The 23,087-nt window shown below is 40.7% G+C and carries 17 protein-coding genes and 8 pseudogenes; 4 read left to right on the top strand and 21 right to left on the bottom strand.

Annotated features, from left to right (window positions below):
- Positions 1-118 precede the first annotated feature (118 nt).
- The 3 genes from M1D67_RS09840 to M1D67_RS09830 form a co-directional block, all read right to left on the bottom strand.
- Positions 119-1,588 (bottom strand): potassium/proton antiporter, encoded by a 1,470-nt coding sequence (locus tag M1D67_RS09840; RefSeq protein ID WP_020451480.1) that lies wholly within the window; start codon positions 1,586-1,588, stop codon positions 119-121.
- Positions 1,589-1,714: 126 nt separating this feature from the next.
- Positions 1,715-2,392 carry a YoaK family protein gene (locus M1D67_RS09835; RefSeq protein WP_020451479.1) on the bottom strand — a complete coding sequence of 226 codons (678 nt, stop codon included), beginning with the start codon at positions 2,390-2,392 and terminating at the stop codon, positions 1,715-1,717.
- Between the two features lie 410 nt (positions 2,393-2,802).
- Positions 2,803-4,221 (bottom strand): flavin monoamine oxidase family protein, encoded by a 1,419-nt coding sequence (locus M1D67_RS09830; protein WP_033155136.1) that lies wholly within the window; start codon positions 4,219-4,221, stop codon positions 2,803-2,805.
- A gap of 235 nt (positions 4,222-4,456) precedes the next feature.
- Here M1D67_RS09830 and M1D67_RS09825 point away from each other — a divergent pair, with 235 nt between their 5' ends.
- The gene (locus M1D67_RS09825) at positions 4,457-4,567 is read left to right on the top strand and encodes a YjcZ family sporulation protein (RefSeq protein ID WP_020451477.1); all 111 of its coding nucleotides are present in this window, start codon (positions 4,457-4,459) and stop codon (positions 4,565-4,567) included.
- 182 nt (positions 4,568-4,749) lie between these two features.
- On the opposite strand, the pseudogene M1D67_RS09820 reads toward M1D67_RS09825, so the two are convergent.
- Positions 4,750-5,236 (bottom strand): annotated as a pseudogene (locus tag M1D67_RS09820) (YjdF family protein).
- A 509-nt stretch (positions 5,237-5,745) separates the two neighbouring features.
- Between M1D67_RS09820 and M1D67_RS09815 the strand changes: the two are divergent.
- Both M1D67_RS09815 and M1D67_RS09810 read left to right on the top strand, forming a co-directional pair.
- A complete protein-coding gene (locus M1D67_RS09815) occupies positions 5,746-6,138 on the top strand; it encodes a (2Fe-2S) ferredoxin domain-containing protein (RefSeq protein ID WP_020451475.1) in 393 nt (130 codons plus the stop codon).
- Positions 6,139-6,148: 10 nt separating this feature from the next.
- A complete protein-coding gene (locus tag M1D67_RS09810) occupies positions 6,149-7,141 on the top strand; it encodes a CobW family GTP-binding protein (RefSeq protein WP_479831792.1) in 993 nt (330 codons plus the stop codon).
- Between the two features lie 472 nt (positions 7,142-7,613).
- On the opposite strand, the gene M1D67_RS09805 is transcribed toward M1D67_RS09810, so the two are convergent.
- From M1D67_RS09805 to M1D67_RS09740, 14 genes and pseudogenes are all read right to left on the bottom strand, one after another.
- Positions 7,614-8,243, bottom strand: a complete 630-nt coding sequence (locus M1D67_RS09805) for a hypothetical protein (protein ID WP_145624319.1) — start codon at positions 8,241-8,243, stop codon at positions 7,614-7,616.
- A 381-nt stretch (positions 8,244-8,624) separates the two neighbouring features.
- On the bottom strand, positions 8,625-9,032 hold the full coding sequence (locus M1D67_RS09800; RefSeq protein ID WP_145624317.1) for a CDI toxin immunity protein: 408 nt from the start codon (positions 9,030-9,032) through the stop codon (positions 8,625-8,627).
- A 15-nt stretch (positions 9,033-9,047) separates the two neighbouring features.
- Positions 9,048-9,278, bottom strand: a complete 231-nt coding sequence (locus tag M1D67_RS09795; RefSeq protein ID WP_146873763.1) for a hypothetical protein — start codon at positions 9,276-9,278, stop codon at positions 9,048-9,050.
- Positions 9,253-9,737 (bottom strand): annotated as a pseudogene (locus tag M1D67_RS09790) (DNA cytosine methyltransferase); the annotation flags it as partial. The pseudogene M1D67_RS09790 and the gene M1D67_RS09795, both read right to left, overlap by 26 nt.
- Positions 9,738-9,745: 8 nt before the next feature.
- A pseudogene (locus tag M1D67_RS09785) lies at positions 9,746-10,266 on the bottom strand (ParB N-terminal domain-containing protein).
- A gap of 72 nt (positions 10,267-10,338) precedes the next feature.
- Positions 10,339-11,265: pseudogene (locus tag M1D67_RS09780) on the bottom strand (XkdF-like putative serine protease domain-containing protein); the annotation flags it as partial.
- A 20-nt stretch (positions 11,266-11,285) separates the two neighbouring features.
- Complete coding sequence (locus M1D67_RS09775; protein WP_146873761.1) at positions 11,286-12,179, bottom strand: hypothetical protein; 894 nt, start codon at positions 12,177-12,179, stop codon at positions 11,286-11,288.
- Between the two features lie 41 nt (positions 12,180-12,220).
- Positions 12,221-13,140: pseudogene (locus tag M1D67_RS09770) on the bottom strand (phage head morphogenesis protein).
- Positions 13,133-14,248, bottom strand: a pseudogene (locus M1D67_RS09765) (phage portal protein); the annotation flags it as partial. The pseudogenes M1D67_RS09770 and M1D67_RS09765, both read right to left, overlap by 8 nt.
- A pseudogene (locus tag M1D67_RS09760) lies at positions 14,244-14,510 on the bottom strand (sigma-70 family RNA polymerase sigma factor); the annotation flags it as partial. The pseudogenes M1D67_RS09760 and M1D67_RS09765, both read right to left, overlap by 5 nt.
- Positions 14,511-14,945: 435 nt before the next feature.
- Positions 14,946-15,278, bottom strand: a complete 333-nt coding sequence (locus M1D67_RS09755; protein ID WP_059230555.1) for a hypothetical protein — start codon at positions 15,276-15,278, stop codon at positions 14,946-14,948.
- A gap of 20 nt (positions 15,279-15,298) precedes the next feature.
- Positions 15,299-17,098 (bottom strand): T7SS effector LXG polymorphic toxin, encoded by a 1,800-nt coding sequence (locus tag M1D67_RS09750; protein WP_081303578.1) that lies wholly within the window; start codon positions 17,096-17,098, stop codon positions 15,299-15,301.
- A 329-nt stretch (positions 17,099-17,427) separates the two neighbouring features.
- The gene (locus M1D67_RS09745) at positions 17,428-18,555 is read right to left on the bottom strand and encodes a response regulator aspartate phosphatase (RefSeq protein WP_023857670.1); all 1,128 of its coding nucleotides are present in this window, start codon (positions 18,553-18,555) and stop codon (positions 17,428-17,430) included.
- Positions 18,556-18,759: 204 nt separating this feature from the next.
- Positions 18,760-18,873 (bottom strand): annotated as a pseudogene (locus M1D67_RS09740) (ArpU family transcriptional regulator); the annotation flags it as partial.
- 192 nt (positions 18,874-19,065) lie between these two features.
- Between M1D67_RS09740 and M1D67_RS09735 the strand changes: the two are divergent.
- Positions 19,066-19,455, top strand: coding sequence for a hypothetical protein (locus M1D67_RS09735; protein ID WP_479831791.1), 390 nt, complete (start codon positions 19,066-19,068; stop codon positions 19,453-19,455).
- Between the two features lie 250 nt (positions 19,456-19,705).
- Here M1D67_RS09735 and M1D67_RS09730 read toward each other — a convergent pair whose 3' ends face one another.
- The 3 genes from M1D67_RS09730 to mutL all read right to left on the bottom strand — a co-directional run bounded on the left by M1D67_RS09730 (position 19,706) and on the right by mutL (position 23,079).
- On the bottom strand, positions 19,706-20,167 hold the full coding sequence (locus M1D67_RS09730; protein ID WP_479831790.1) for an SMI1/KNR4 family protein: 462 nt from the start codon (positions 20,165-20,167) through the stop codon (positions 19,706-19,708).
- A gap of 407 nt (positions 20,168-20,574) precedes the next feature.
- Positions 20,575-20,856 carry a putative quinol monooxygenase gene (locus tag M1D67_RS09725; RefSeq protein WP_020451467.1) on the bottom strand — a complete coding sequence of 94 codons (282 nt, stop codon included), beginning with the start codon at positions 20,854-20,856 and terminating at the stop codon, positions 20,575-20,577.
- 312 nt (positions 20,857-21,168) lie between these two features.
- Entirely contained in the window at positions 21,169-23,079 is a 1,911-nt protein-coding gene (mutL, locus tag M1D67_RS09720) for a DNA mismatch repair endonuclease MutL (RefSeq protein WP_479831789.1), read from the bottom strand.
- Positions 23,080-23,087 lie beyond the last annotated feature (8 nt).

Raw genomic sequence — 23,087 nt, 5'->3', positions numbered from 1 at the left:
AAGCTGAACTTTCACATTGCAAAAAAGGCCAATGAAGAATACCGGTGCAGTACCCTTCATTGACCTTTATTCGTGACATACTGAGCAAGCCAGCCTTGTCCTGTGCTTTTCCGAAAGCTTAATCAAATTCCCTGTTTAATAATTTTTTCAGTTCCTTTTTTTGTTTTTTCGATACGAGAATATACAAAATATCGCCTGATTTAATTTTCGTTTCTCCGTGCGGCGTGACCAAATCCCCGTTTCGGATGATCGCATTGATCAGGGCATCTTTCGGAAAGCTGATGTCTTTCAGTGCCTGCCCGGTGATGGCTGTTTGGTCATCGACTTCAAATTCGATAATTTCGGCGTTCGCCTTGCCGATGGAAACAAGCTCGAGCGAATGCGGCGCTTCGACTTTCTGCGGTCCGTTCAATTTCAATTTTTCTGCGAAGACCGATATGGTTGATCCTTGGATCAAAGCAGATGTTAAAACGACGAAGAATACGACATTGAAGACCAATTGGCTGTTTTCAAGCCCCATCGTCATGGGGAATGTTGCGAGAACGATCGGAACGGCCCCTTTTAATCCGGCCCACGACAAGAAGATTTTTTCGTTAAAATGAAAGCCCATTTTGATGGTCGACAGAAAAACGGCAACCGGTCTGGCGATAAAAATTAAAATCAGCGAAAGCAGGAAGCCTTTGAAAATGATATCGAAAGATAAAAATTGGGCAGGAAAAACCAATAATCCTAGAATAATAAACATCAAAATCTGCATCATCCAGGCAAAGCCTTCATTAAACCTGAAAATAGAATGTCGGTAAGTCAAATCTTGATTTCCGATGACAAGCGCAGCAATGTAGACGGCAAGCAAGCCGCTCGCCCCGATGACATCTGTAAGACTGTAGGTAAGAAGCGCAAAAGCAAGAGCAAAGATCGGATAAAGTCCGCTTGAATCCAAGTTGATTTTATTGATGGCAAAGCTGGCGAACCGCCCGAGTACATATCCGAGCAAAAGCCCCATTCCCATCTGCCAGAAAAATGAAATCACAAGCATGAAATAAGATGAATGATCAGCCGTCAGCAGCTGGATGAGCGATAAAGTCAAAAACATCGCCATCGGATCATTTGTACCCGACTCTGCTTCCAGTGTAGAGCTCAATCTGTCTCTAATATTCTGGCCTTTCAAAACGGCGAAAATCGCGGCCGCATCTGTAGAACCGACAATCGCTCCGAATAAAAAGCCTTCCATCCAGGAAACATTAAAAATCAGTTTGGCCGCAACCGCAACCACACAGGTGGTCAGCAAAACGCCAATCGTTGCGAGCGACAATGAAGGAACGGCGACCGCTTTGATTGAAGACCATTTTGTTTGCAGACCGCCTTCAAAAAGGATGACGACGAGTGCGATAACTCCGATCAGCTGGGCTAACTCGGGATTATTAAAATAAATAATTCCGAGACCGTCGCTCCCCATGATCATCCCGACAATCAAGAACAAGACGAGAGCGGGCACTCCGAGCCTAGTCGAAAATTTCGTTGTCAGTACACCGATAATCAGCAATAAGGCCGCTAATAAAATAAACTGCTCCATATTAATGTGTTCCAACCATTTATCCTCCTCCCAATCTTAACCGATACTGGTGCTGTCCCCCGTTCTTTTACCCGAACAGGCACCCTCATAAAACGTATGTAACAAACGATGTTCGCGTATGCTCGTGTATGGGACCGTCCTTCAGTCTTCACTCCGTCCGTGAAACTTTGTGCCTGCAATCGCAATAATCCCAATAATGATTGTGATTGGAATCCAAATCACGGCAAACGGATGCGCAGGCTCAGCAAGTGCGGCGATGACGGCCCCCAGGCAATAGAGCACAATCGTCAAAGCGCGAAGCCATGCGTCCTTATGGATGACCTTTTGGTCGTTTTTGCTGAGGAACCGTTTTGTCACATCTTCGAAAAAGTTTGCGAGCGTCCCCGTTAGGACAGTAGTGGAAATCCCTGCAATGCCGAGCTTTCTGGCTGCTGTAGTCTGAAGCCCCATCGCCATGCTTAACAGCAAGATCAAAAAGTGTGGCGAACTTTCATAGAAAGTCAGACAAGCAAATAGAAGCAATACGGCTGCTTCAACAGCAAGTGCAATCGTGACGCCTGACGGCCAGAACGATTTTTCTTGTTTTCCGACAATGGCTGCTGAAATAATCACGCCGATGATAAATCCGAACAATGCGATCAGCGAGTACACGGCGGTCGCATGAAGAGAATTGCCGATTGATAATCCTAACAGTACGATATTCCCGGTCATATTAGCAGTAAATACGTGACCGATACTTAAGTACCCAATCACATCTACAATACCTGCTGTCAAACAGAGAAGCAAAAGCATGATGTTTCGTTCAAGAGCAGCATTCAATGTGATTCAATCCTTTCGAAGCTATTCTGCCCGGCGGAATGTTAAACCATTCCATCCGGTATGTCATGAGCCTTTCCTAAGGGAAAACTCGATTTGGGGGCTTTTTTATTGTTAGAAAAAGAGGGGTTCTTAACGAAAAAATGCGGGCGATCCGATCATGCACCTCAGCAAAACACTTATCGCTCATCGTGTTACATCTACAATTCAATTGTATCATAAGCATTAAAATTTTTTATAAATGAAGTTCTTAAAAACTTGTTTTTAAGAACCGGGAACACATTTCTTACTGTTTAGGAAGCAGCCGATCGGCGTTTATTGCATGATCCGTCTGTTTGCCTTAAATAAAAACGAACGAGCCGCCTTTTAAAAGCGACTCTTTCCCATTCCTTCAATACTTGCAAAGTTCATGGTTACACGCGGGAGGACTGATTCACTTCATATGCCGCCCGTATTCCCGATTCAATCGCTCCCTGCATCCACCCGTGAGTGAGGGAAGCGTGCTCCCCGGCAAAATACACCCTTCCCTCAGGCATAGGAATATAAGGATACAGCTCCAATTCCTGACCAGGTTCGAAAGCTGTAAATGCTCCCGCTGAAAAAGGATTTTGCGTCCAGCTGAAAGAAGCGCCTGATACAAACTCGGAATACACGATATCTCCATATATTCTCGCTAAATTTTTCAGCGTATAGCGGATCCGCTCTTCTTCCGGCTGACTGTCCCATATCAGCGCTTCATCAGCCCACGTATAGCTCGCTAAAATAACAGCATGACCGTGTGTCCCTATACCGCTGCTTGGATAATATGAAAAGCGAATCGGCAAATCGGTAATGGATCTCCCGCCGCGCTGCCCGACTCTTTCCCAAAACCTGCTCTTAAATTCGATTCCTATTTTTGTCGCGGCAATATAGTTAAGCTCCCGAATCGCTCTCCGCTTATGGTAGGAAAACGAATCAAACGGCTCAAATGTCACAAATCGCAAAGTTGAAAAAGGAATTGTTACGATTGTGAAATCACTTGTCAGAGCTGAATGTTCTGCCGACTGTTGGTGGATACAATGGGCTGTCACATTGTTTTCAGTTTGAGATATTTTCATCAATTTATGACCAAATAAAATATCGCCCTTTAATTGCGGAAGAAAAGCTTGCGTCAGCAAGTCCATGCCACCTGTAATCTCATAGAAACGAGACGGCGATGTAAAAAAGATCGATTCCCTTAATACTTCGACAAGTGACAATCCCATGTACGCTTCCATGTCCAAAAGCACACCAATCATATCAATGGAGCCGTGTGAAAAATGAGTGTTGAGAAAAGAGCCCAACGATTCGTTTCTGTATTGTTTTTCAACAATACGCCAATTTCTCGCCGGATCTTGGCTGATAAAATTGAGGATAGGCTGCAATGCAGAAAGCATCAGCTGTTCAGCCGTTTTCCCCTGCTCATGGGGAGCAGCCGGGAATCTTAAAACACCCGGATGTCTTTCAAACTCATGAAGACGAGTTTTCACGCCGTTGACGTAAAGAATATCCATGGGGGTTCTGTTGATAAACTCATTGACAGGCAGATTAAATTTCTTAATGTATTCTATCGTTAAAGTATGAATATCGGGGATGCGCATCGGACCGGCATTGAAATACAACCCTTCGCTAAAGGGCGCACGGGAAGTAAAAACACGTCCTCCCGCTCTGTCATTCGCTTCCACGATCGTCACTCTGTGCCCGGCACTCTTTAATAAAGACGCTGCGACAAGCCCGGACAACCCGGCACCAACGATCATTACTTGCTTGGGATACTGTGTTGTTTGAAGGCCGTTTCTAATGATATAAAGCATGTCTCCCTCAGTTAATTGAAAATTCAATTTACTCAGCGCCCTTTTCGGTGGATTTATTGCATTATATTCCGTTTAAAGGACGCCAATCACCATTTTCATCCTCTCTGCACGAAGACTCCGCATGAGGGCGCAGTTGCAAATGGGTCAACTATTTTTAAAAATGTAAATCAATATCCTATACCGAATTGATAAAGATACATAGGATAAACTATGTATCTTTAGGGAGGTGAAACATATGAGCGGAGGTTACGGATACGGAAGCGGTTTTGCTTTAATTGTTGTCCTGTTCATTCTCTTAATCATCATTGGTGCCAGCTGGTTCGGCGGTGGTTATGGAGGCTATTAAGTTCTAAAATGGTTCTGTTTTAAAAAGCAATAACCTATGACCTTCTCCTTATTTTACATGTTCTCCCCTCTTGCTTATCGTTATTGACTCCATTATGAAAGGCTCTTTTTAAAAAGAGCCTTTTTTTAATACAATACAGGAAAACGCCCCTCTATTGAGCTTCACTTTGCTCCAAAGAAATTCTATTTTCCACTATGCTTTTGTTTCGCTTTTTGCTTTCTGAGTAAATACTTTTGTTCTTTTTCCTTTTCCCGCTGCTCTTTTGTCAGCCGCTGTTTCTTTCGTTTTCTTGCTTCCAGCTCTTGTTTTATCGCTTCTTGCGCCTTATGAGACACACCAGCATTTTTCAATTCTTTAGACACTTGCCGCTGCAGCCTTTTCGGATTTATTTTGCGCGGGCGGCGGGCGTCCAGCCTAACTCCTTCCTGATCTGCTTGTGACAGTGCCTGTAAAAGTTGATGATGAACAAAATGCAAAACTTCCGAATCCTTCGGCTCTTTGCCAAACAAATGCCGGACGGCTCTCAGCTTACCTTCAATCACAACTTCAATGACTCCTATCCAAAACTGACCATCATAGTAAACCGTTAATTTCATAACGATTCCCTCCTCCATCAACATGTACTTCAGAGAATGACGGACATCCCGAGGAGGGGAAGGTTACTGGCATGATCAATCATGCATCCGGACTACCAACCGAATCGTGTTTTTTCATTCTCCGCTAAAAATTTTATCAATTTTTCCAGCTTAGGAAAAGGGGTAAAGTTCTTTTATATTCAGTACAATAATATAATGCAAACCCTCCCCTGAGCCAGATAGGCTCTGGCTGAAAAAGAAGCTGCTCAGATCTCATTGGCACCGTTTAACCTCTTCTATTTGCGTTTGACTTGAAAAAGAGATAAAATGATTTTTAAATCGTAATAATTACGTTTTGTTTGCCATATTGAAAGAGAGACCATATAAATAAACAACCAAAGGCGGCAAGAGAAGGCTGAATAGAGAGCTTGCGAAAGGAGTGAAAAGCTCAAGGTGACGATGAAATGCGGAGCTTACCCCACCGTCTCCCCGGTTATCGGTATCACCTTTCGGGACAGTTATCGACCCGGGCTTACTTAGTTCTTTATCATTTTACCGTTTGCAAATCGTAATAATTCTGTTTTACTCGGAGGAAAGATACATATGGCGACATGGGATTTAAGTAATATGAAACATCATATCTTTATCTGCAACGGCAGCAGCTGCAATCGGGTCGGAGCTGAGGAACTGACTCAAGTGATTCGGCAAGAAATTTCAGACCGGGAGCTTGACGATGTCATTCATACAACGCGCACGCGGTGTAATGGAAGATGCCAAGATAAGTGCGTGGTCATCCACTATCCGAAAGGAACATGGTATAAAGATTTAAAACCGGAGGATGTCCCCCTCCTGATTGACTCGCTTTGTACCAATGAAGATTATCAAGAAAAAGCAAGTCATTTGTATGATGGCCAACGTTTCGAACGTTCATCTGGCGTCATCGCCGGGATTCCAAAAGACAAAGAAAAAGTAATCAAAGTATCAAAAAAATTGTAAATGAGGTCGAATGATCATGCCTTTAACTAAAAAGAAAATTCCTGTCACTATTCTCACTGGATATTTAGGCGCCGGGAAAACCACACTTTTAAATCGAATACTTACAGAAAAACACAATCAAAAGATTGCGGTTATTGTCAATGAGTACGGAGAAGTCGGGATAGACAATCAGCTCGTCGTTGATTCTGAAGAAGAAATTTTGGAAATGAACAACGGCTGTATCTGTTGCACGGTCCGCGGAGATTTGATTCGCATTCTGAGAACTCTTGTATTCTCAATGGATCAAGGGAAAGTTGCATTCGACCGGGTTATAATCGAAACAACAGGACTGGCTGACCCAGCACCTGTTGCCCAGACTTTTTTTATGGATGAGCTGCTGTCCGACATATTTGAAGTTGACAGCATCGTCACGGTAGTAGACAGCAAGCATATCGCCAGACATCTGGATGATCAGGATGAAGCTCAAGAACAAATTGCTTTTGCTGACGTCATCATCCTCAATAAAACAGATTTAGTATCAAATGACGATTTGGAATCCTTGGAGCAAAGACTTGTCAACATTAATCCTGCGGCTAAGAGGCTGCATGCCAGAGATTGCAAGATCAATTTAAAAGATATCCTGGGGATCAATACGTTTGACGTCAATCGAAAACTTGAAATCGACCCTCATTTTCTAGAGGATCATCATCACCATCATCATAATGATAAAGTGTCTTCTATTGCTTTTCGGGAAGAGAAGCCTCTTGATTTGGCAAAAGTGGATCATTGGATGAGTTATCTCGTACGGGAAAAAGGCGAAGATTTATTACGTTATAAAGGGATCCTTTCTATTAAAGGGGAAGAATATCGAATCGTATTCCAAGGGTTGCATATGCTGTTTTCAGGACGTCCGGATCGCAAGTGGAACGAAAACGAGACAAAACAAAGCGAACTTGTTTTCATTGGAAAGAACTTGGACAAAGAGGAGCTGGAGCGGCAATTTAAAAATTGCATCGCAAAGTAACATTTCTCGCTTTGTTGGCCCTCTCTTTGCTTAATAGAAAGACCCGAGATTTGATTTTGCGAGTCTTTTTCAAGGGCAAAATCAGGTTTTAAGCAGGTTATTTGCCTGCTTTTTTGTTCTTAAAACAACAGCCCTCAAGTAATTCCGAGGGGCTGTTACAAAATGATAAATGGTTTGGCACTTGATCTGATTTATCTTTTTTTAGCCCGATCCCCATATCAATTTCAAAGTCCTTGATTTTTCAGAGGGGATACTTGGCCTTTATGATCTTTACTCATCATCAAGGCTGTATTTGAGCGCCCTGTCTACCTGACAAATTTTTTCAGCTCCGTATTTGTTTCTTTCTCGTCTATGGATGGCAGAAAAGACAAATGTTCAGCAGACATTATAACCCCCTCCTTAATATAAAAAGAGACACCAAACGAACGCATCAAGCGTAAGTTCAGTGTCCGCAAGTTGTTTGTCTTAGCCTTTATAAAAACTTAGGATTCAAGGTTTTATTAATCAAATCCTTTTCTTTTTCCATAACATCCTGATCTTTAAAATAAATTTTCAATGTAAGAGCGTCAGTAAACATAAAAACTTTATTATGATCTGAAAAGAATAGGTATTGATTTGATCTTGCCGCCATCTTCCCAATAATGGAATATTCATTAATATTTTCGATCTTATATCCTCTACATGTTTCAAGCAAAGTTGGTTCCATACTGTATAACCCTTTAGAAATCAGAAAATTTTTATACTCTTTATACGCGATGCTAAGCTCTTGATCTTGATCATCTATATCTTCTAAATCTATTTCTCCTTCCCAATACGCACTTAAAAAAGGAGTAATTATTGTATTTTCAAAATTGGTTAAATAAGGGGTGACCCATTTAAAGAATTGATCTTCTAACTCAATCCATTCTTTTGATTCAATGCAAATTTCAGAATAGGGGTTCTCGACTGATTCAAATCCAAAAGAACTGTAAAAGTCTTTTTTCTTCAATTTTTCATCTGGCATACCAATAATTAAATTAAATTCGTTTTGTTCATCATCTTCCCAGTTGAAAAATTGGTATTCTGACAACTCTTTTAATAATTCTGTTGTTGCTAATTTCATTTCTTCACCTACTTAGATAATATTCTACTAACCCTTAAACAGCAACTCCTTCATATAGGGCGAGCTTATCTTCATGATCAGGAAAGATGCCCAAGTTAGAATCAATTAAATGTCCTCCGTCATTATCATCTGGCAGCCTATCTGGTTTTCCAATTTTGGATTGAGCATGCAGAGTCTCTTCTTAGCAAATAAACATCGTAATGAAATATCAACGCTTGCGTTCGATACTGTAGAGACTTCAGCCGCTCCTCCTGTGAAGCAGACGACCTTCATCATCAATTTCGCATGACAAAAAGGTCCGGAAAAAGTTCCCCTTTCTCTCGGATTTAAAAAAGCACTTAATCAGGGATTAAATGCTTTTTAAAACGCAGAACGATACCATCAGTCGGTTCTATAATTATTAGCCATACCAATGGTTACATCTCCATCATGAAAAAACTCAATTACAAATCCATATGGACTGTACATGAAAGTGTCTGAGCCCACTGCAGTTACATCATCAATAACCTTTAATGCATTATCTAACTCTGTTTTAATCGCTGGATAATCACCGAAACTCCATAGTAGAATGATTTCTTTATCCTCTATATTATTCTCAGTCAACCAGTCATCTATATCCTCGGCATACTCAATAGACTTGTGATTCTTCACTAACTCCCATTGAATTCTTCCCCAAGATGTAAATGGATATTTTGATGCAAGTTCTTGATGAAATTTCTCTGTTGTTTCGTTTGATAAAACTTTTTTATGATCCCCTAATGCTTCTAAACATTCTTCATACAAAGTCATATATTAAACACTTCCTTATTTATTTAAATGTCTTAAAAGAGTTTTGTATGTTTTTTCATTACCCTCAAAAGGAATATAAACTTTTTTTGCTTTGTCTCCCTTTCCATTTCGATAATCTTCAACATTTATATGAGATCCCTTTTCAGGATCGTAATCTAGCCTCCAAAGTACTTTATGATCAGCAGAAATTCTTCCTGTTACTTTACCAAATCCTACACTCTTTCCTATAACCTTTTGCATTTCCACTGACCATTCCTTTGACATTCTCGGCCAAAAGATTTTTGGCCGCAGCCTTTCAACAGCATCAAGGTAATGAAAAAACAGATCATAAAGTGACTGTTTGGCCTGTCCTTCACGAAAGGCTTTTTCTTTTCCCCAAGCCTTTTCCCGATCACCCGCAATAGAAAACACGCTGCAGGGCGGGGAACCATCAAAAATATCTAAATCGAACAATTCATCAGGCAGATTTTCCATTTTGTTAAAGTCTCTGATGTCCATAAGAAAAGGATATTTCGGATTATGATTCTTCCTGTAAATCTTCATCATTTGCGGATCGATCTCACAGTTCCCCAAAAGATCGTAGCCGGCGAGCTTATAGCCCATAGAGGAACCCCCGCCGCAAGAGAATGTACTGAATACTTTAAGGCCATTTTTCTTGATGTTTTTTAAATCGCCCAACTTCCAACGGTACTCTTTCTTTTCCATGTAATCATCTATTCATTAAATGAAAATCCGCATTTGGGGCAGGTATGTTGGAAATGATCATCTTCATAATCATCCAGGTCTAATTCCTGGCTGTCATTGATTTTCCTTCGTTGCCTTCATGCTCAGCCAGCTCTCCCAAGATTTCATCTATTTCACTTTCTGAGAAGCCTGTAAGGGATAGATCAAAATTATTGTGCTGCAGGTCTTCCAAAACCTGTTCAAGTTTGTAATCGTCCCAATCGCCGCTAATTTTATTAAGAGCCAGGTTTAACGCTTTTTCTTCGGATTCATCCAGATTTACAACTGACACCTGGAGAGTACGCGGCTTCTCCTCCATGTGAATTTTAAACCGCTGATGACCGCCGACAAGGTTTCCCGTCTTTTCATTCCAAACTAACGGTTCAACTGCTCCAAACCGTTTCATAGATTGTTTCAGTGCTTCGTATTCCGGATCATCTGGCTGCAGATCAATGCGCGGATTATATGGAGCAGGGTTAATCTTTTCTACTGGTATAGTTCTAATATCCATGATGTATCGCCTCCAATAAAAAAACACCTTATTTAGTAAGGTGTCTGGTATTTTTATGTACTCTTCTGATTCTTGATCAGATCCCGCTTGTTTTGAAATACCGCGGCTCTTTTCAACAGCTTCCAGCCGGTCTTGAATAGGCGAGAGCTTTTGTTCAAGCAGCTCATCCATTTGCTTGATGACGGACTGTTCTTGTTTTTCATCCTCTCCGTCGCCCTCTGCAGATTCCGCTTCCTTTTCAATTTCAGCAAGTCGCTTGGTGATCGGGTTTAATTTGTCATCAAGCAATTTCTCAATATCTTCTTTTTTCAACTCGTCTTCCTCCTTTTCTGCTTCTGCCTGACTCAGCAAATTGCCGAGAGCGGCATGAGCGTTTTTGATTTCATTCAGGTTGGAGGCCGAAAACTTCCGGCCGGCTTTTCCTACTGGTGTTTGTGGCTCCTCATGTTTGCCTAAAAAGAAATTTTTAAGCAAATTAAAAAGCCCTTTCTCTTCATTGGCATAAGGAGAAAAAGGCTTCTCTTTTTGTTTTTCGATTGTTTCGGCGGTCCCGGCCATTGAATAACCGGTGATGTCGCCTTTTTTGATCCGTTCCCAGACCTCATCTGAAGCTTTTGTGACCAGCACCCAAGAAACCTTTTTTATGGTTTCACCATTGATCTCAAAGTCCGTCGGCGCGACATAGGATTCCACCACTTCACCGACGCCGCCTTGAAAATCATGTTGCTTATCAATCTGCCTGGCATCCTTCAGGAATCCATGGGCGGCTTTCTCGATTTCGACAGCTGTCATGAAATCTCCATGAGCGTCTGGCGTATCTGGTTCATATACAATCCCGTATACAAGCTTTTTTTCATCATCCGCTTTTGTCAGGACCTTGATTTCTTTCTGAAAGTCCGGCTGTTTTTCTGATTTCATAAAAAAGAACTGCTTTTGATTAGCAGCCTTGTCAACGTAAGAAACGTGTGTAATTTTTGCGTTTACCAATTCTCGAGGCATTGTTTCACCTCCTTTCAAGCCTAATCATTTTCCTCTGAGCGGGCAGCACGTTCTCTTTCTTCTTTGAGATTAGCTCTTTCTCGTTCTCTTTCTACTTTGCGATTAGCTCGTTCTTCTTTCCATTCTCGAATTTTTAAAGACATCTTATTCCATACATAAGTTAAACCTGCCGATGCATAATCGACGAATTTTTTTTTCTGTTTTGTATCGTCTGCAAAAGCAAAATTAATAAACATAGAAATATAAAGGGTGGCAAGAGACGAAATGAAAATTATAAGTGCAGAAAAAAAATCTTCTTTAAAGTTTTCAACCCAAACTGCTTCACTAACAGACACTCCGTCAAAAATTACAAACATTACAAAACCAAATGATATCCAAGTAACTGCATATAAGGTACTTTCAATAAAAAAAGAGATTCTTAAAAAAAAGCGGAATAAATAATTCATATCTACAGTTTTTTTATACCAGTTGTAGTCCTTATATATAGTCTCAAACAGCCTCCAATACTCTTTTTCAAGATTATATTTTAGACTCCTTACTTTAAAGAATAATGATTTCAAACTTTCTTCATCAAATTTAAGAATATATTGATTAAATGCCTTCTCAGTCTCAAAAAATTTATTAATCAACTGTCTATTCCCAAGCTTTGAGATATTCATTTTTTTCGAATCATAAATATCGAAAAAGTCTTTAATCAGCTCAATTTTATGTTGTCCATCCTTGATATTCTCGATGTTTTTAACCTTAAGATACATAGGTTCGATTACTTTTTCTAAGTTATTTTCAGCATTTTTATAAAACCTTTCAAGGTCTTTGTGTCGAATAGTTGAAATAAATGCAATAAACGCTGATAAAACTACAGTAATAACAGGTAAGTATTCCTTTATAAACCCAACAAAAGCATTCCAATCCATATTAAAACCCCACTATTATATAATGAGGCTATTATACTACTTTATTCCATATTTGCTAAGGCTTCTCTTCGAATCTCTTCTTTTTCCTCAGCTGACAACCCTAAAATTTTGTTATCAACCACAGGTGATAAAACACAATGACAGTTGACTCGTTCCTTTGCTGACAGCTTTAAAAATCCCTCGGATGCATGCAGGTTTCACCGCTCCCCGGGATCGTAAATTCTTCATCTACTCCAACAATCATTCCATCGAGAGCCATATGATTTTCCCGAGGATTGTTTTTCTTTCCTCCGCTGTGCCTCCACTTTTTCCCGATGACAGCTGGTGATTGAGAATAAGCCTCCTGCTGCGCTGCAGGGGAAGCGGCAAGCACTTCAGTTATGGTCGTTGTCCGCGCTCGCGATCTATCAAACTGCGGCATGTCCCGGAGAGTCAATTCAATGTCCTGAATAGAAGAACCGTTCTCGATGGCTTCTGTCAGAACATTTTCTACCGCTTCATGGGTATTTAATTTCATGATTTCGGCCAGCTCCTCAGACCAACCTTTGATCCAGTTAGTTGAACGACTCGAAATAGCTTTAAACCGGACTTCCGGATCCAATGAATCCATGATGACAGAAGCCAGCTCCTCAATGGTCTGCTGAAGGAAACCTTCTGTCAGCTCCTGAAATTGCTCCTCGAAGTCATCCCCTGCAAATAGATTCTGCGTAAAATACACCAGAATGGCTTCTAACGTCTCTTTTGAGTCTTTGCTTACAAAATCATTCAGACCACTTAAAAACTTCTTACGCTGGCTTCTGAGTAATCTGGCGACCTTTTTTTCATATTCCTGGACATAACCGGGTATTTTAGAAAGGCCGGGGAAATCAGGTATAACCTCCACGAGTGATTTTTCATCATCTTCCTCGGCTTTTTGAATAAAGGTGTTCAGACTGTTTAATAGCTGATCGGTCTTATTCATTTTGCTTCAGCTCCTCGAGGACATCCCTCATATCCTTCAGCAACATGATCAAATCCTCTGACCGATTGTCTTTTGATTTTTGAAAAAGAGCCTGCAGCGGATCAGAAGAATTGTTTTGTGCTTTCCCAAGCGGCCGACTGTATTCATCCTCCGGCCATTCTTCAAGTGTTTTCCCAAGCACACGGCCAGCCAGATCCCGTAGATCGTTGGGAGATACAGCGCCGGCATTAATAAAAGGTCCCAACACTTTGGCAATCTCCATCGGATCACGGAAGTCTGGACCTTTTAAAGTAAGCTGAGCATGATAAATATTCAAATCTGACAGAAACAAATTATTCAGTTTACCGGTTATGATCTTTCTTTCTGGCTGAAAGACTTGTTCTTCTGTGATTTTTCGAGCGGTGTCCGCGGTCGCCTTGTTATACTCGTGTGCTTCCCCTGTATAAAGCGGTGGCAAGCGGAAGGCAGAACGAAGCTTGCTTCTGCTTTTCTCGTCATATTCAAGGAATAGGGCGTCTTGCTGTAGAATTTCGCCCAGGGACTTAATATCAACTTTGACGGATGAAACATCCTCTTCCCCGGTAATGCCTTTTTCAGTTGGTATGCCCTCTACTTCAAGCAGAAGGAATTTATGAGCGTTTTCTGTGCCTTCGAGATCATTCATGTACTCATGCAGCTGTTGATAAGATGCTTCGGAAAGCATCCCATTTTCCACCGTGATGGCTGCCGGGATATGCCTGCCTTGCTTAAAGTACATGTAATTCAGTTCTTCCGCTTTTCTAGCCCCGTATAGATTTACGATATGCCCAATCCAACGGGGAACGCCATAAGCACCGCTGCCGAGCTTGAAGTGAATGACTTCGTTAGCTTGAAGCTCCTCTGGAGTGTTGGCTTCATATTTGCCAGTCCGCAAATTCATAATTCGCGGATCCCCGTATTCCTTGAAGAAGACCTGTTTTCCATCTACCATCTGAACGTACTTCCGGAATCTTTTCTTCCGCTTCATCGTTTTGATTTCATTGTGCTCCCGAAATGTGAATTCTACTTCGATCGGCTCCGTATAGTAGCACACCCTCATGTTTTTAACGTCAAGATATTCAACTCTCGCCTGCTACTTCAATCGCATATACGCGGACCTCAAAATATTCAAGACGTTTAAAAAGCCGTTCTTCTCTCAAATACATATCCCTTAGCACGTCCTGACTCTTGCCGGGGCTTCCCTGTGGCATGGCTGCCTCTAAACCGTATTGAGCAACGCCCCAGCTCCGCATAGGGATATCAGAACCGTAAAGCACCATTTGCAACCTCCGGACCTCTTTTGCCATCCAATGATAGCTACTAATCAACTTTTCGATCTCTTTCTTATTCATGATCAATCCCCCTTATCGTTGTCTGAATGCCCCGCCTTTGGCTCTTTTGTAGATAGGCTTGTTTGTATCCATCAGGTTCCTTAAATCCCGTTCAGTGAATTTCTCCGGCTTTCTTTGTGTGTGCTTTTTTGTCTTTTTCATATTTCAGATTCCTTTTGACACCCTAGTGATCGCGGGGTGTGACTGAAAAGTTGCGAAAATAAAAAACGGACACCAAACAAACAGCGAAGATGCTATAAGATCAGGGTCCGTAGGCGCACCTTCTTGGACTCGATATTCGCGTTCGTTTTTCTTGCCTCTATCGCATGAGAAAATGGAATAAAAAAAGTCCCTCTTTTTCTCGGATATAAACATAAAAAACCTTGAAAGGCAATAGCCAATCAAGGCAGAAGAGATACATATTATTTATATTTTCAATTCATCATTCAATAAGTATTAATCATCATCACCAAATAGTAACTCATCCATTTCTTCTCGGTCTTTTGCAATGCCTTCATAAGTTTCGATCAGGTTCTTTAACATCTCAAGTGTTATTTCTCTGTCATTTTCATAGATTTTAACGCTAGCTCCCAATGAGAGTAGCTGTTCTATAATGATTACTAATGATTTCAATTCTTCCGTGTCATAATAATCACATTCAATAACAGGTTTTCCTAATTCAATGGCCTGCTTTAGTTCCTTAATAGGTTTAGATGATGTTTTCCTTAATAACGAAATGTACTTAGTAATATTTGAATCATTGAGTACTTCCACATAAATCAAGTCCATCATAATAACTCCCCTTTAGATTAAAAATCTTTAATATCCTTAATGGGTTTTCCAGGGAGGCTATTTTTATAATTTCCTCCGTGCCACCCGTATAAATGTTCCCTTATTGTTGCAGGATAGATAACTTCTCCTTTGTCACTTAAATGAGGGAATTTAGAAGCGCTATAACTGTGATGTCCTTGCATCGTTTTCCCTTCATATTTTGGCCTCTTATTTTTTAAAATATCTTGTGCTTGCTCTTTTGACCAATTTCTTGTTGGAGCTTCACCATTAAGTATTCTTGTTTTTTCTTGTTTCCAAAAAGCCTTAACACCTTTATCTCGCTTAGCTGCAAACTTCTTATTCCAAGTATATACTTTGTATTCTTCTCGAGTAATAGTCCTATTGTCTATTTTGGATTTAAGTTCCTTTAATTTTTTGACACCAACTTGTTTAAATTGCACAGGGTGTTCTGCCAAATCAAAGTTTTTAACTCTTTCTGCAATAACAGTCTCTGCTTTTTTAGTACTTGTATTTTTTTCGGCTGTTTGAGAAACGTTCTTAGCTTCCTTTTTAGCGACTTCTGATTTCACTTCATTCTTTACTAGCTTTTCAGCTTCTTTTTCAAGGCCTTTTCCAACCTTTTTTATTGCTTTGGTTGTCAGAGTTCTACCTGCATTACCGAGGTTAAGATACTCTAAAATTTCCAATGGCGTTCCTTCAAAGTATGAGTCATTTATTTTAGCTGATGCAGCACCTCTGGCTTCTGGAATACGATCCACAACCATCACTTCTTCTTTGTCATTTGCTATATAGGTGCGTACAATCTGGCCATTTTCATATACACGATATCTGCCGCCAATAAAACTTGGATCTGAATGATCTCGTACAGCTTCGTCTGGAATATGAATATCTTTGACTACTTTCCATCCTTTATGATTATATAGTTTACCATCAATAACCCGGATATCTCCATAAACCTTTGGATGTTTCGCAAGTTCTTTTTGCAATGCATTCAAATCAAAATCGTTCGTATGAACGTCTTGGTTGATGTTTTCTTCATTGTCTTCCCTAATCACCGTATCCACATTGGATCGTTTATTTTTGTTGAGCTTTTCAAGCATCATCTCCATCGGAGACGGTTCGGTATTCTTCAGTTGGCTCTGCAGTCCGCCAGCTAGTCCGTTTATTTTAGAGTTATCATCCGACTTTAAAATGGAACCTTTTTGATAGCCGGTAATTTCAATTTTAGGCCCTGTGTACATTTTTTCAAGCCTGGTTATGTATCTCTGCATCGTTTCCAGGTCGTTTTCAGCGGTTTTAAGAGCGCTTGTCTGTTCCCTGTCGAACGTATACAGCTTTTCAATTGTCTGATTGATTTCCTTTAAGGCTTTCTGATTCTGTTCGTGAAAGCCGCTGTCATTCAAATCAGGCAAATCGACAATGTGGCTGACTTTTGCGATCGTGGCGTTTGTTTTAGATACCAAACGCTTCGTTGTGCGGTCGGCTGAATTCACCCCTTGGTCGAGCTCGTGTTCGAGAAAGGTTTGCGATATAAATCCGTTATGATTCGGTTCAAAGGAATTCAGCGCATTTTTGATTTTTTTCAATGCAGACTGATATTCCCCAATAAGAGTTTCGTAAAACTGAAGGAATGGAGTATGGCATTCTTCATAAAAGTTACGTATCGCGTCTCCCCCTTTCCCCTTTAAAGCATCATCAAGTGATGTAATGCCCTCAACACTTTTTTTAACTTTGGCGATTTCGTCTGATTGATGTTTTAATTGTTCCAGCGTTTGATCAATGGCTTTGTGCAACGCTTGAACATCCAGAGTCTTCATAGCATTCTCCTCTAATACTAAAGTGACATATCTCGAGATATTTTACCACTTTATAGAAAAGAATTGGTGAATAAAACCTGTCAATCCATGAAAATGAATCTTTTAGATTAGGTCATTGAACCTATTTGTTAAGGGATTGAAATACATAAAAAAAGCCGCTAATTAAACGGCTAAAAGGATATTCCAAAAACTCATTTTTAGATTAAATAACAAAATAATGATTGGGTGCGCTTGTGATGTTTCTTGAAGCTGTGTTGATATCATCGTTGTTCGAAAAATGACTGAGAAAGCCAAGTCCAATTATCATAATCCCTAAACCGATCTTCATTTTAGACTTCATACAAACATTCCCCCTTCAATATTTGCTTTTGAGCATAGACCATCTTTTTAAGACAGATGAGACTATCCTCTGTTTTTCCATTATAATCTAGATAGGTGCCGGCTAACAATGCCAGCTCTTCCAAATACGGAAATCCTTTGCTTGTTTCCAGTCGGTTGAAAATTTTAAAAAGTGATGTAGTTTCACCCCGTCTTATATAAAGTGACTCGAGAGCTTCAAAAAGGCTTATAAACAGATGATCTTTAAGCTCCACAGCACTTCTAAGCCCTTTTCGGTAATAATCCTTGGCTTTATCATGCTTATTTTGTTTGAAATTGATTAGTGCCAAGTCGTGATATGCTTGCGGCAAATTTTTTGATTTTAATTTTTTATATTGAATGAGAGCTTGTTCAATATATCTTGCAGCCTTATTTAAGTTGTCCATTTTGTGATAGCAGTTGCCAAGGTTGTAAAAAGCAGAAGCGTATATCTGTGGATTTTTCTTTTTTAATAGTTCTGCGCCTCTAAGTGCTTGATTTAGGTGTGGAAGAGCCTTTTCATGATTCTCTAAATCATCATAATTCCCAGCAATGACAAAATGACACTGAATAAGGCGAACAGAATAGAGTTCATATTTTTTGTAAATGTTATATGCACGCTCTGCAAAGTACATCGAAACGTGGGTCATTTTCATGTGGTAATAGACTTCAGCCATTTTAAAGTGAAATTCCGCTTTTTCAATCGAATCTGATATAGCAGGAAATTGACGTTCCGCTCTTTTATAATAAGTAATTGCCTTCGTATATTCTCCATTCCTGAATTCGTACATCCCTCGAAAAAAATGATAATAATACGTAAGCATATGATCTAATTTTCGTTTATTCCCTTCAATTCTCTTCAAATATTCTGATAATTCCATCTGTTTTTCACCCGAAGGTGCTATATATTCAATCATTATACTGTGGCGGAAAGCCATCAACTGATAATAGATTAGTAAATCCTGATCTTCTTCCATAACCTCTATATCCCTTTCAATTTCAGCTTTAAGCATTTCGGCGTCTGTCACATTGAATTTTTGAATATGCTGGTGCCACTCAGTAATTTTCATCCCCACTTCTGCAGATGAGATTCTATCCAACCTTTTCACCCTTCCCTTAACTATACTAATGATGTAAATTTTAACAATATTTCATCATTCGAAAAAGACGTTCGGGCCACCGCAATTAAATTTTCGGTTCCCCCCGCAACAGCAATTTGAGAAAGGATTAAGAACTATTGATTTAATGGGGGTGATTTTAGGTGATTAAAGTTAGATGCTATTGCGGCTTTTTAAAAGGGAGCGCTATATAATCCCAAGAGCTGTCGAAAATTTGTAAATGGCTCGCCGTTTGACCAGATAGTATTTGTCCTTTTTCAACCCCATCTCCATATAAATCTCAATGTCCTTTATTTTTTGAGAGCAACAGGCTGGGAATTCATATACTTCTACCTAATCATAAACTTTATATAATGGCCTTTTTTGAACGTTGAAGATTGCATCACCGATTTCTAGGCAAATATACAATTATGTATAGACAAATTTCCAGTCCAAAAATAGTCGAATATAATTCTTTATTATAAATCGTAAGATAAAAAGGAGTGATAGGGCTTGTTTTATGATCAATATCCTGTAAACCCGTTTTCATTCCCATCTTTTCATCGGCCATTTGGAATTGAATCCAGTACCTATGTTCGGAATATGCGAGCATTTAGAGATCTTGACCACCTTCGCAGAAATATTGTTCGTTTATTGGGCAGGATGGGGTATGTATTAGTCAGAATTGGAGTGGATCAATTTAATAATCTAGGAGTTACAGGCCAAAGACCCGGTACAGCCTACCAAGAGCTATGTGAAATCTGGATTTATCATAAACACCTTGAGGGCAGAAGTTACGAGGAAACCGTTCTTGCTGAATGTACTACTGATGAAGAGGCTAAAAGACATGTCGATCAGGTTGTCGCCGCGCTACAGGGAATGGTTCGACCTATAGAGTCTTAATTGTTAGAATTTGCTTCATTAAAGTAGAATCAGAATCACATTCAAACCATGCATTATTAGGGGAGAAGGGCCATTAAAAGCGGATACAACCCGTGCACAAATAGTGTCCGCAGGCTCTCCGTCATGGACTCGCTCTTCACGTTCGTTTTTCTTGTCTTTAACGTATGACAAAGTAGAATAGCCAAAAGCCCACCATTTTATCCCCTTTTAAAAAGTACTCAATTAGAGATCGAGTGCTTGCTATATGCAATTATTCTTCATCGTCCCACTCTTCGTCTTCTTCCCAGTTTTCTTTAGACTCCTTAAGGTTTTCTATGAAAAACTCTAGAAATTTAGTAGCTACTTTTCGACCATAACCCTCTTGATTATCCCAAAGTATAACTGGGCATTCACCATCTACCATCCTGTTTGTATCAAGACAATAAGAGAATTCATCTACGTATTCAATGACTACGATACCATCAATTAAACCATAGTGATCTCTGTAATCTTCAGTAACTGTTACTACTCTTGAAACTTTTCCATGACCTAAAATATCTACACCGTAAATTCCACCGGACCCATAGTTTTTTAAAAACCATTTATAACTTTCGGGTAGTTTTACATTTAGGTTTTCTTGAATATCATTAATTTTTTCGATGCTAATGCCACCTGTAAAATCATCATCTTCAGCATTTTCTTTTATGAATTGTTCAACTTCCGAATAGTTCACAGAAATCACCTCTTAATCTTGATTCTCAAATTGTTTCATTCTTTTTTCTTCGTGATTTTTTAATTCTGTTACTCCAGCCAAACTTATTACTTTCTTGATAGATACAAACAGCTTATTAAACATTTGATCTGATTTTGCTTCAATTCGAGAGGCTAGCCAAAATGCTAAATGCGCTCCAATTTTTGGGGAAGAGCAAGGGTTTCATGTTGCCGAAAAAGCAATCACCGGCTAAAAAATTAAATCAGTGTTTCAATGACTGAAGCGGACTCCTAAAGGGTCTGCTTTTTTGTTCTTAACAGCCCTCGGGATTATCCGAGAGCTGTCGTGAGATTGTAAATTGACCCGCCGTTTTATTTGATCGTATTTCTCCTTTTAAGGCCATCTCCATATAAATCTCAAGGAGCCTTTTAATCCTTCACATTGCTTTTCATTAACCATTCTACTTCCGTTAATTCTTGTTTTTGAACGTCTTTTGTGTGTTTTTTTGTGAAATGGACCTTAAGAGCTTCTTCGTTTTCCCAAATCTCCCAGAGCATGATTTTGCGTTCTGATGGTTCAAGAGGATACGCATGGAATTTAATGCATCCTTCTTCTTTGTTCGTTTCTTCCTCAAGTATTTTGAATTCCTTCATTATTTCATTGAGGTCTTTATCACTGATAATTTTTAAGCATGCCGTTATGTAATGCATCCAAATTCCCCCTTCAAATCATTTCATAGCCTTTCATTATAACATTTTCTCGAAAAATGAAAACAACTGCGAAATTTGTCTAATGGCTGCCTTATGGGTTTCCACTTAAAAAAGGGCTTCTCTTTGAGATGAAGCCCTTTTTCCCTATCTTGAGAATAACCGGACGATATACGTGCCGCTTCCTGATGTTCTGGACACTAAACTTTTTAATGGGTGTTGAAACAATCCGTCTAAAAGTGGTCAAAATGTGGCCAATAAAATGAAAATCGCTCTCAGCCGTTGATGTAGCAAGGGCTGTGAGCGATTAGATATTTACATGACCCGCTTAAACATCTTCTCCATCTCATATGTCGAGTAGTGGATGATAATCGGCCGGCCGTGCGGGCATGTGAATGGGTCGGATGTTCTGCGCAGCTCATCGAGCAGGGCGATGATTTCGTCGTCCCGCAGATGATGGTTGGCTTTGATGGAGCCTTTGCAGCTCATCATGATTGCGGCTTCTTCGCGCAGTTTTTTAATGTCGATCGTGCGGTCATCAAGGACCTGTTGAATGATGTCTTCAATGATCGTCGTTTCTTCCCCTTTTGGAAACCAAGTCGGGTGGCATCGGACGATATAGCTGCCGGCGCCGAACGATTCGAGAAAGACGCCGACTTTGGCTAAATCGTCCAAGTGCTGGTCGATCGTCAGCGCTTCATTTTTTGAATAATGGAATGTCAGCGGCACAAGCAGGTCCTGGACTTCCGATTCGACTTCCCCGACTTTTTCACGGAAATATTCGTATTTAATTCGCTCCTGTGCGGCGTGCTGATCGATGATGTACAGCCCGTTTTCATTTTGGGCGAGAATGTAGGTGCCGTGCATTTGGCCGATCGGATACATGATCGGCACCCTTTCTTTTGGCGTCTCTTCGTCATGGGCGTTTTCGCCTGCCTGTTCCGGTTCGGCTTGTACGGCCGCTTCGGCTTCCGGCGTATACTCTTCCACTCCGGGCCATTCAGGTTCGGTGTCTTGCATAATGCTTTCTTCGCGCTCTGCGGGAGCGGGAGGAGGCGGGTCTTTGACTACCGAGCTTAATTTCATCGCCGAAAACGATGGCTCCGGCTTATATTCTCTTTCAATATCAGGATCAGAAAGAGGTGCCGGCTCTCGTACTTGGTCGAAATCAAGCTTTTGCTGTTCCGGTTTATTGATCAGAGGTGCGGTTTTTTTCGGAACTTGCACGCTTGGAATGAGCTGCTGCTGTTTAAAGACGTCTTTGATGGCGTCGCGAATCAGTTCGTGAAGCTCCGTCTCTTTGCTCAGCCTGACCTCCAGCTTTGACGGATGCACGTTGACATCTACAAGCAGCGGGTCCATGTTGATTTCAATAAACGTGATCGGATGGCGGCCGATCGGAAGAAGCGTATGGTAGCCCTCGTGGATCGCTTTCACGAGCGGAAAGTTTTTAATGTATCTGCCGTTGACGACAGATGACATGTAATTTCGCGATGCACGCGTAATTTCGGGAAGGGCGATATAGCCTTTCACTTCAAAATCAAGAGATCTCGCTTCAAGCGGGAGCATTTTTTTGGCAACCGCCGTGCCGTAAATCGCCGCAAGCACGTGGCGGACATCGCCGTTTCCGTTTGTCTGCAGAAGCGTTTTCCCTTGATGACGCAGCCTGATCGAAACTTCCGGGTGGGCAAGGGCGATTCTGTTGACCACATCTGTAATGTTGCCAAGCTCCGTATGGATCGTTTTCATATATTTCAGCCTTGCCGGCGTATTGAAAAACAGATTGGTAACCGTAATTTCGGTTCCTCTGCGGCTTGACGCTTTTTGCTCGGAAATGATTCTTCCCCCCTGAAGCGTCAAATGGGTGCCTGCTCCTTCTCCGGTGCTCGTTTTAATGCTTAGATGTGAGACAGACGCGATACTTGGCAAAGCTTCTCCGCGAAATCCGAGCGTTCTGACGCGAAACAGATCGTTTTCGTCTTTGATTTTGCTTGTGGCATGACGCAAAAAAGCCGTTCTGCAGTCTTCTGCATCCATCCCTTCGCCGTCGTCAAGCACTTTAATCGAGGCGAGACCCGCTTCTTCAACATCGATTTCAATCACGGAGCTGTTCGCATCGATTGCATTTTCGACAAGCTCTTTGACGACCGACGCAGGCCTTTCCACTACTTCACCCGCCGCGATTTTATTCGATAAATCGTCTGGCAGCTGAACAATTTTTGCCAAGTTGGGTC

It is taken from the genome of Bacillus sp. PK6-025 (assembly GCF_056530265.1).
The sequence above is the reverse complement of the archived record's forward strand: the minus strand, read 5'-3'. Positions and strand labels throughout refer to the sequence as shown.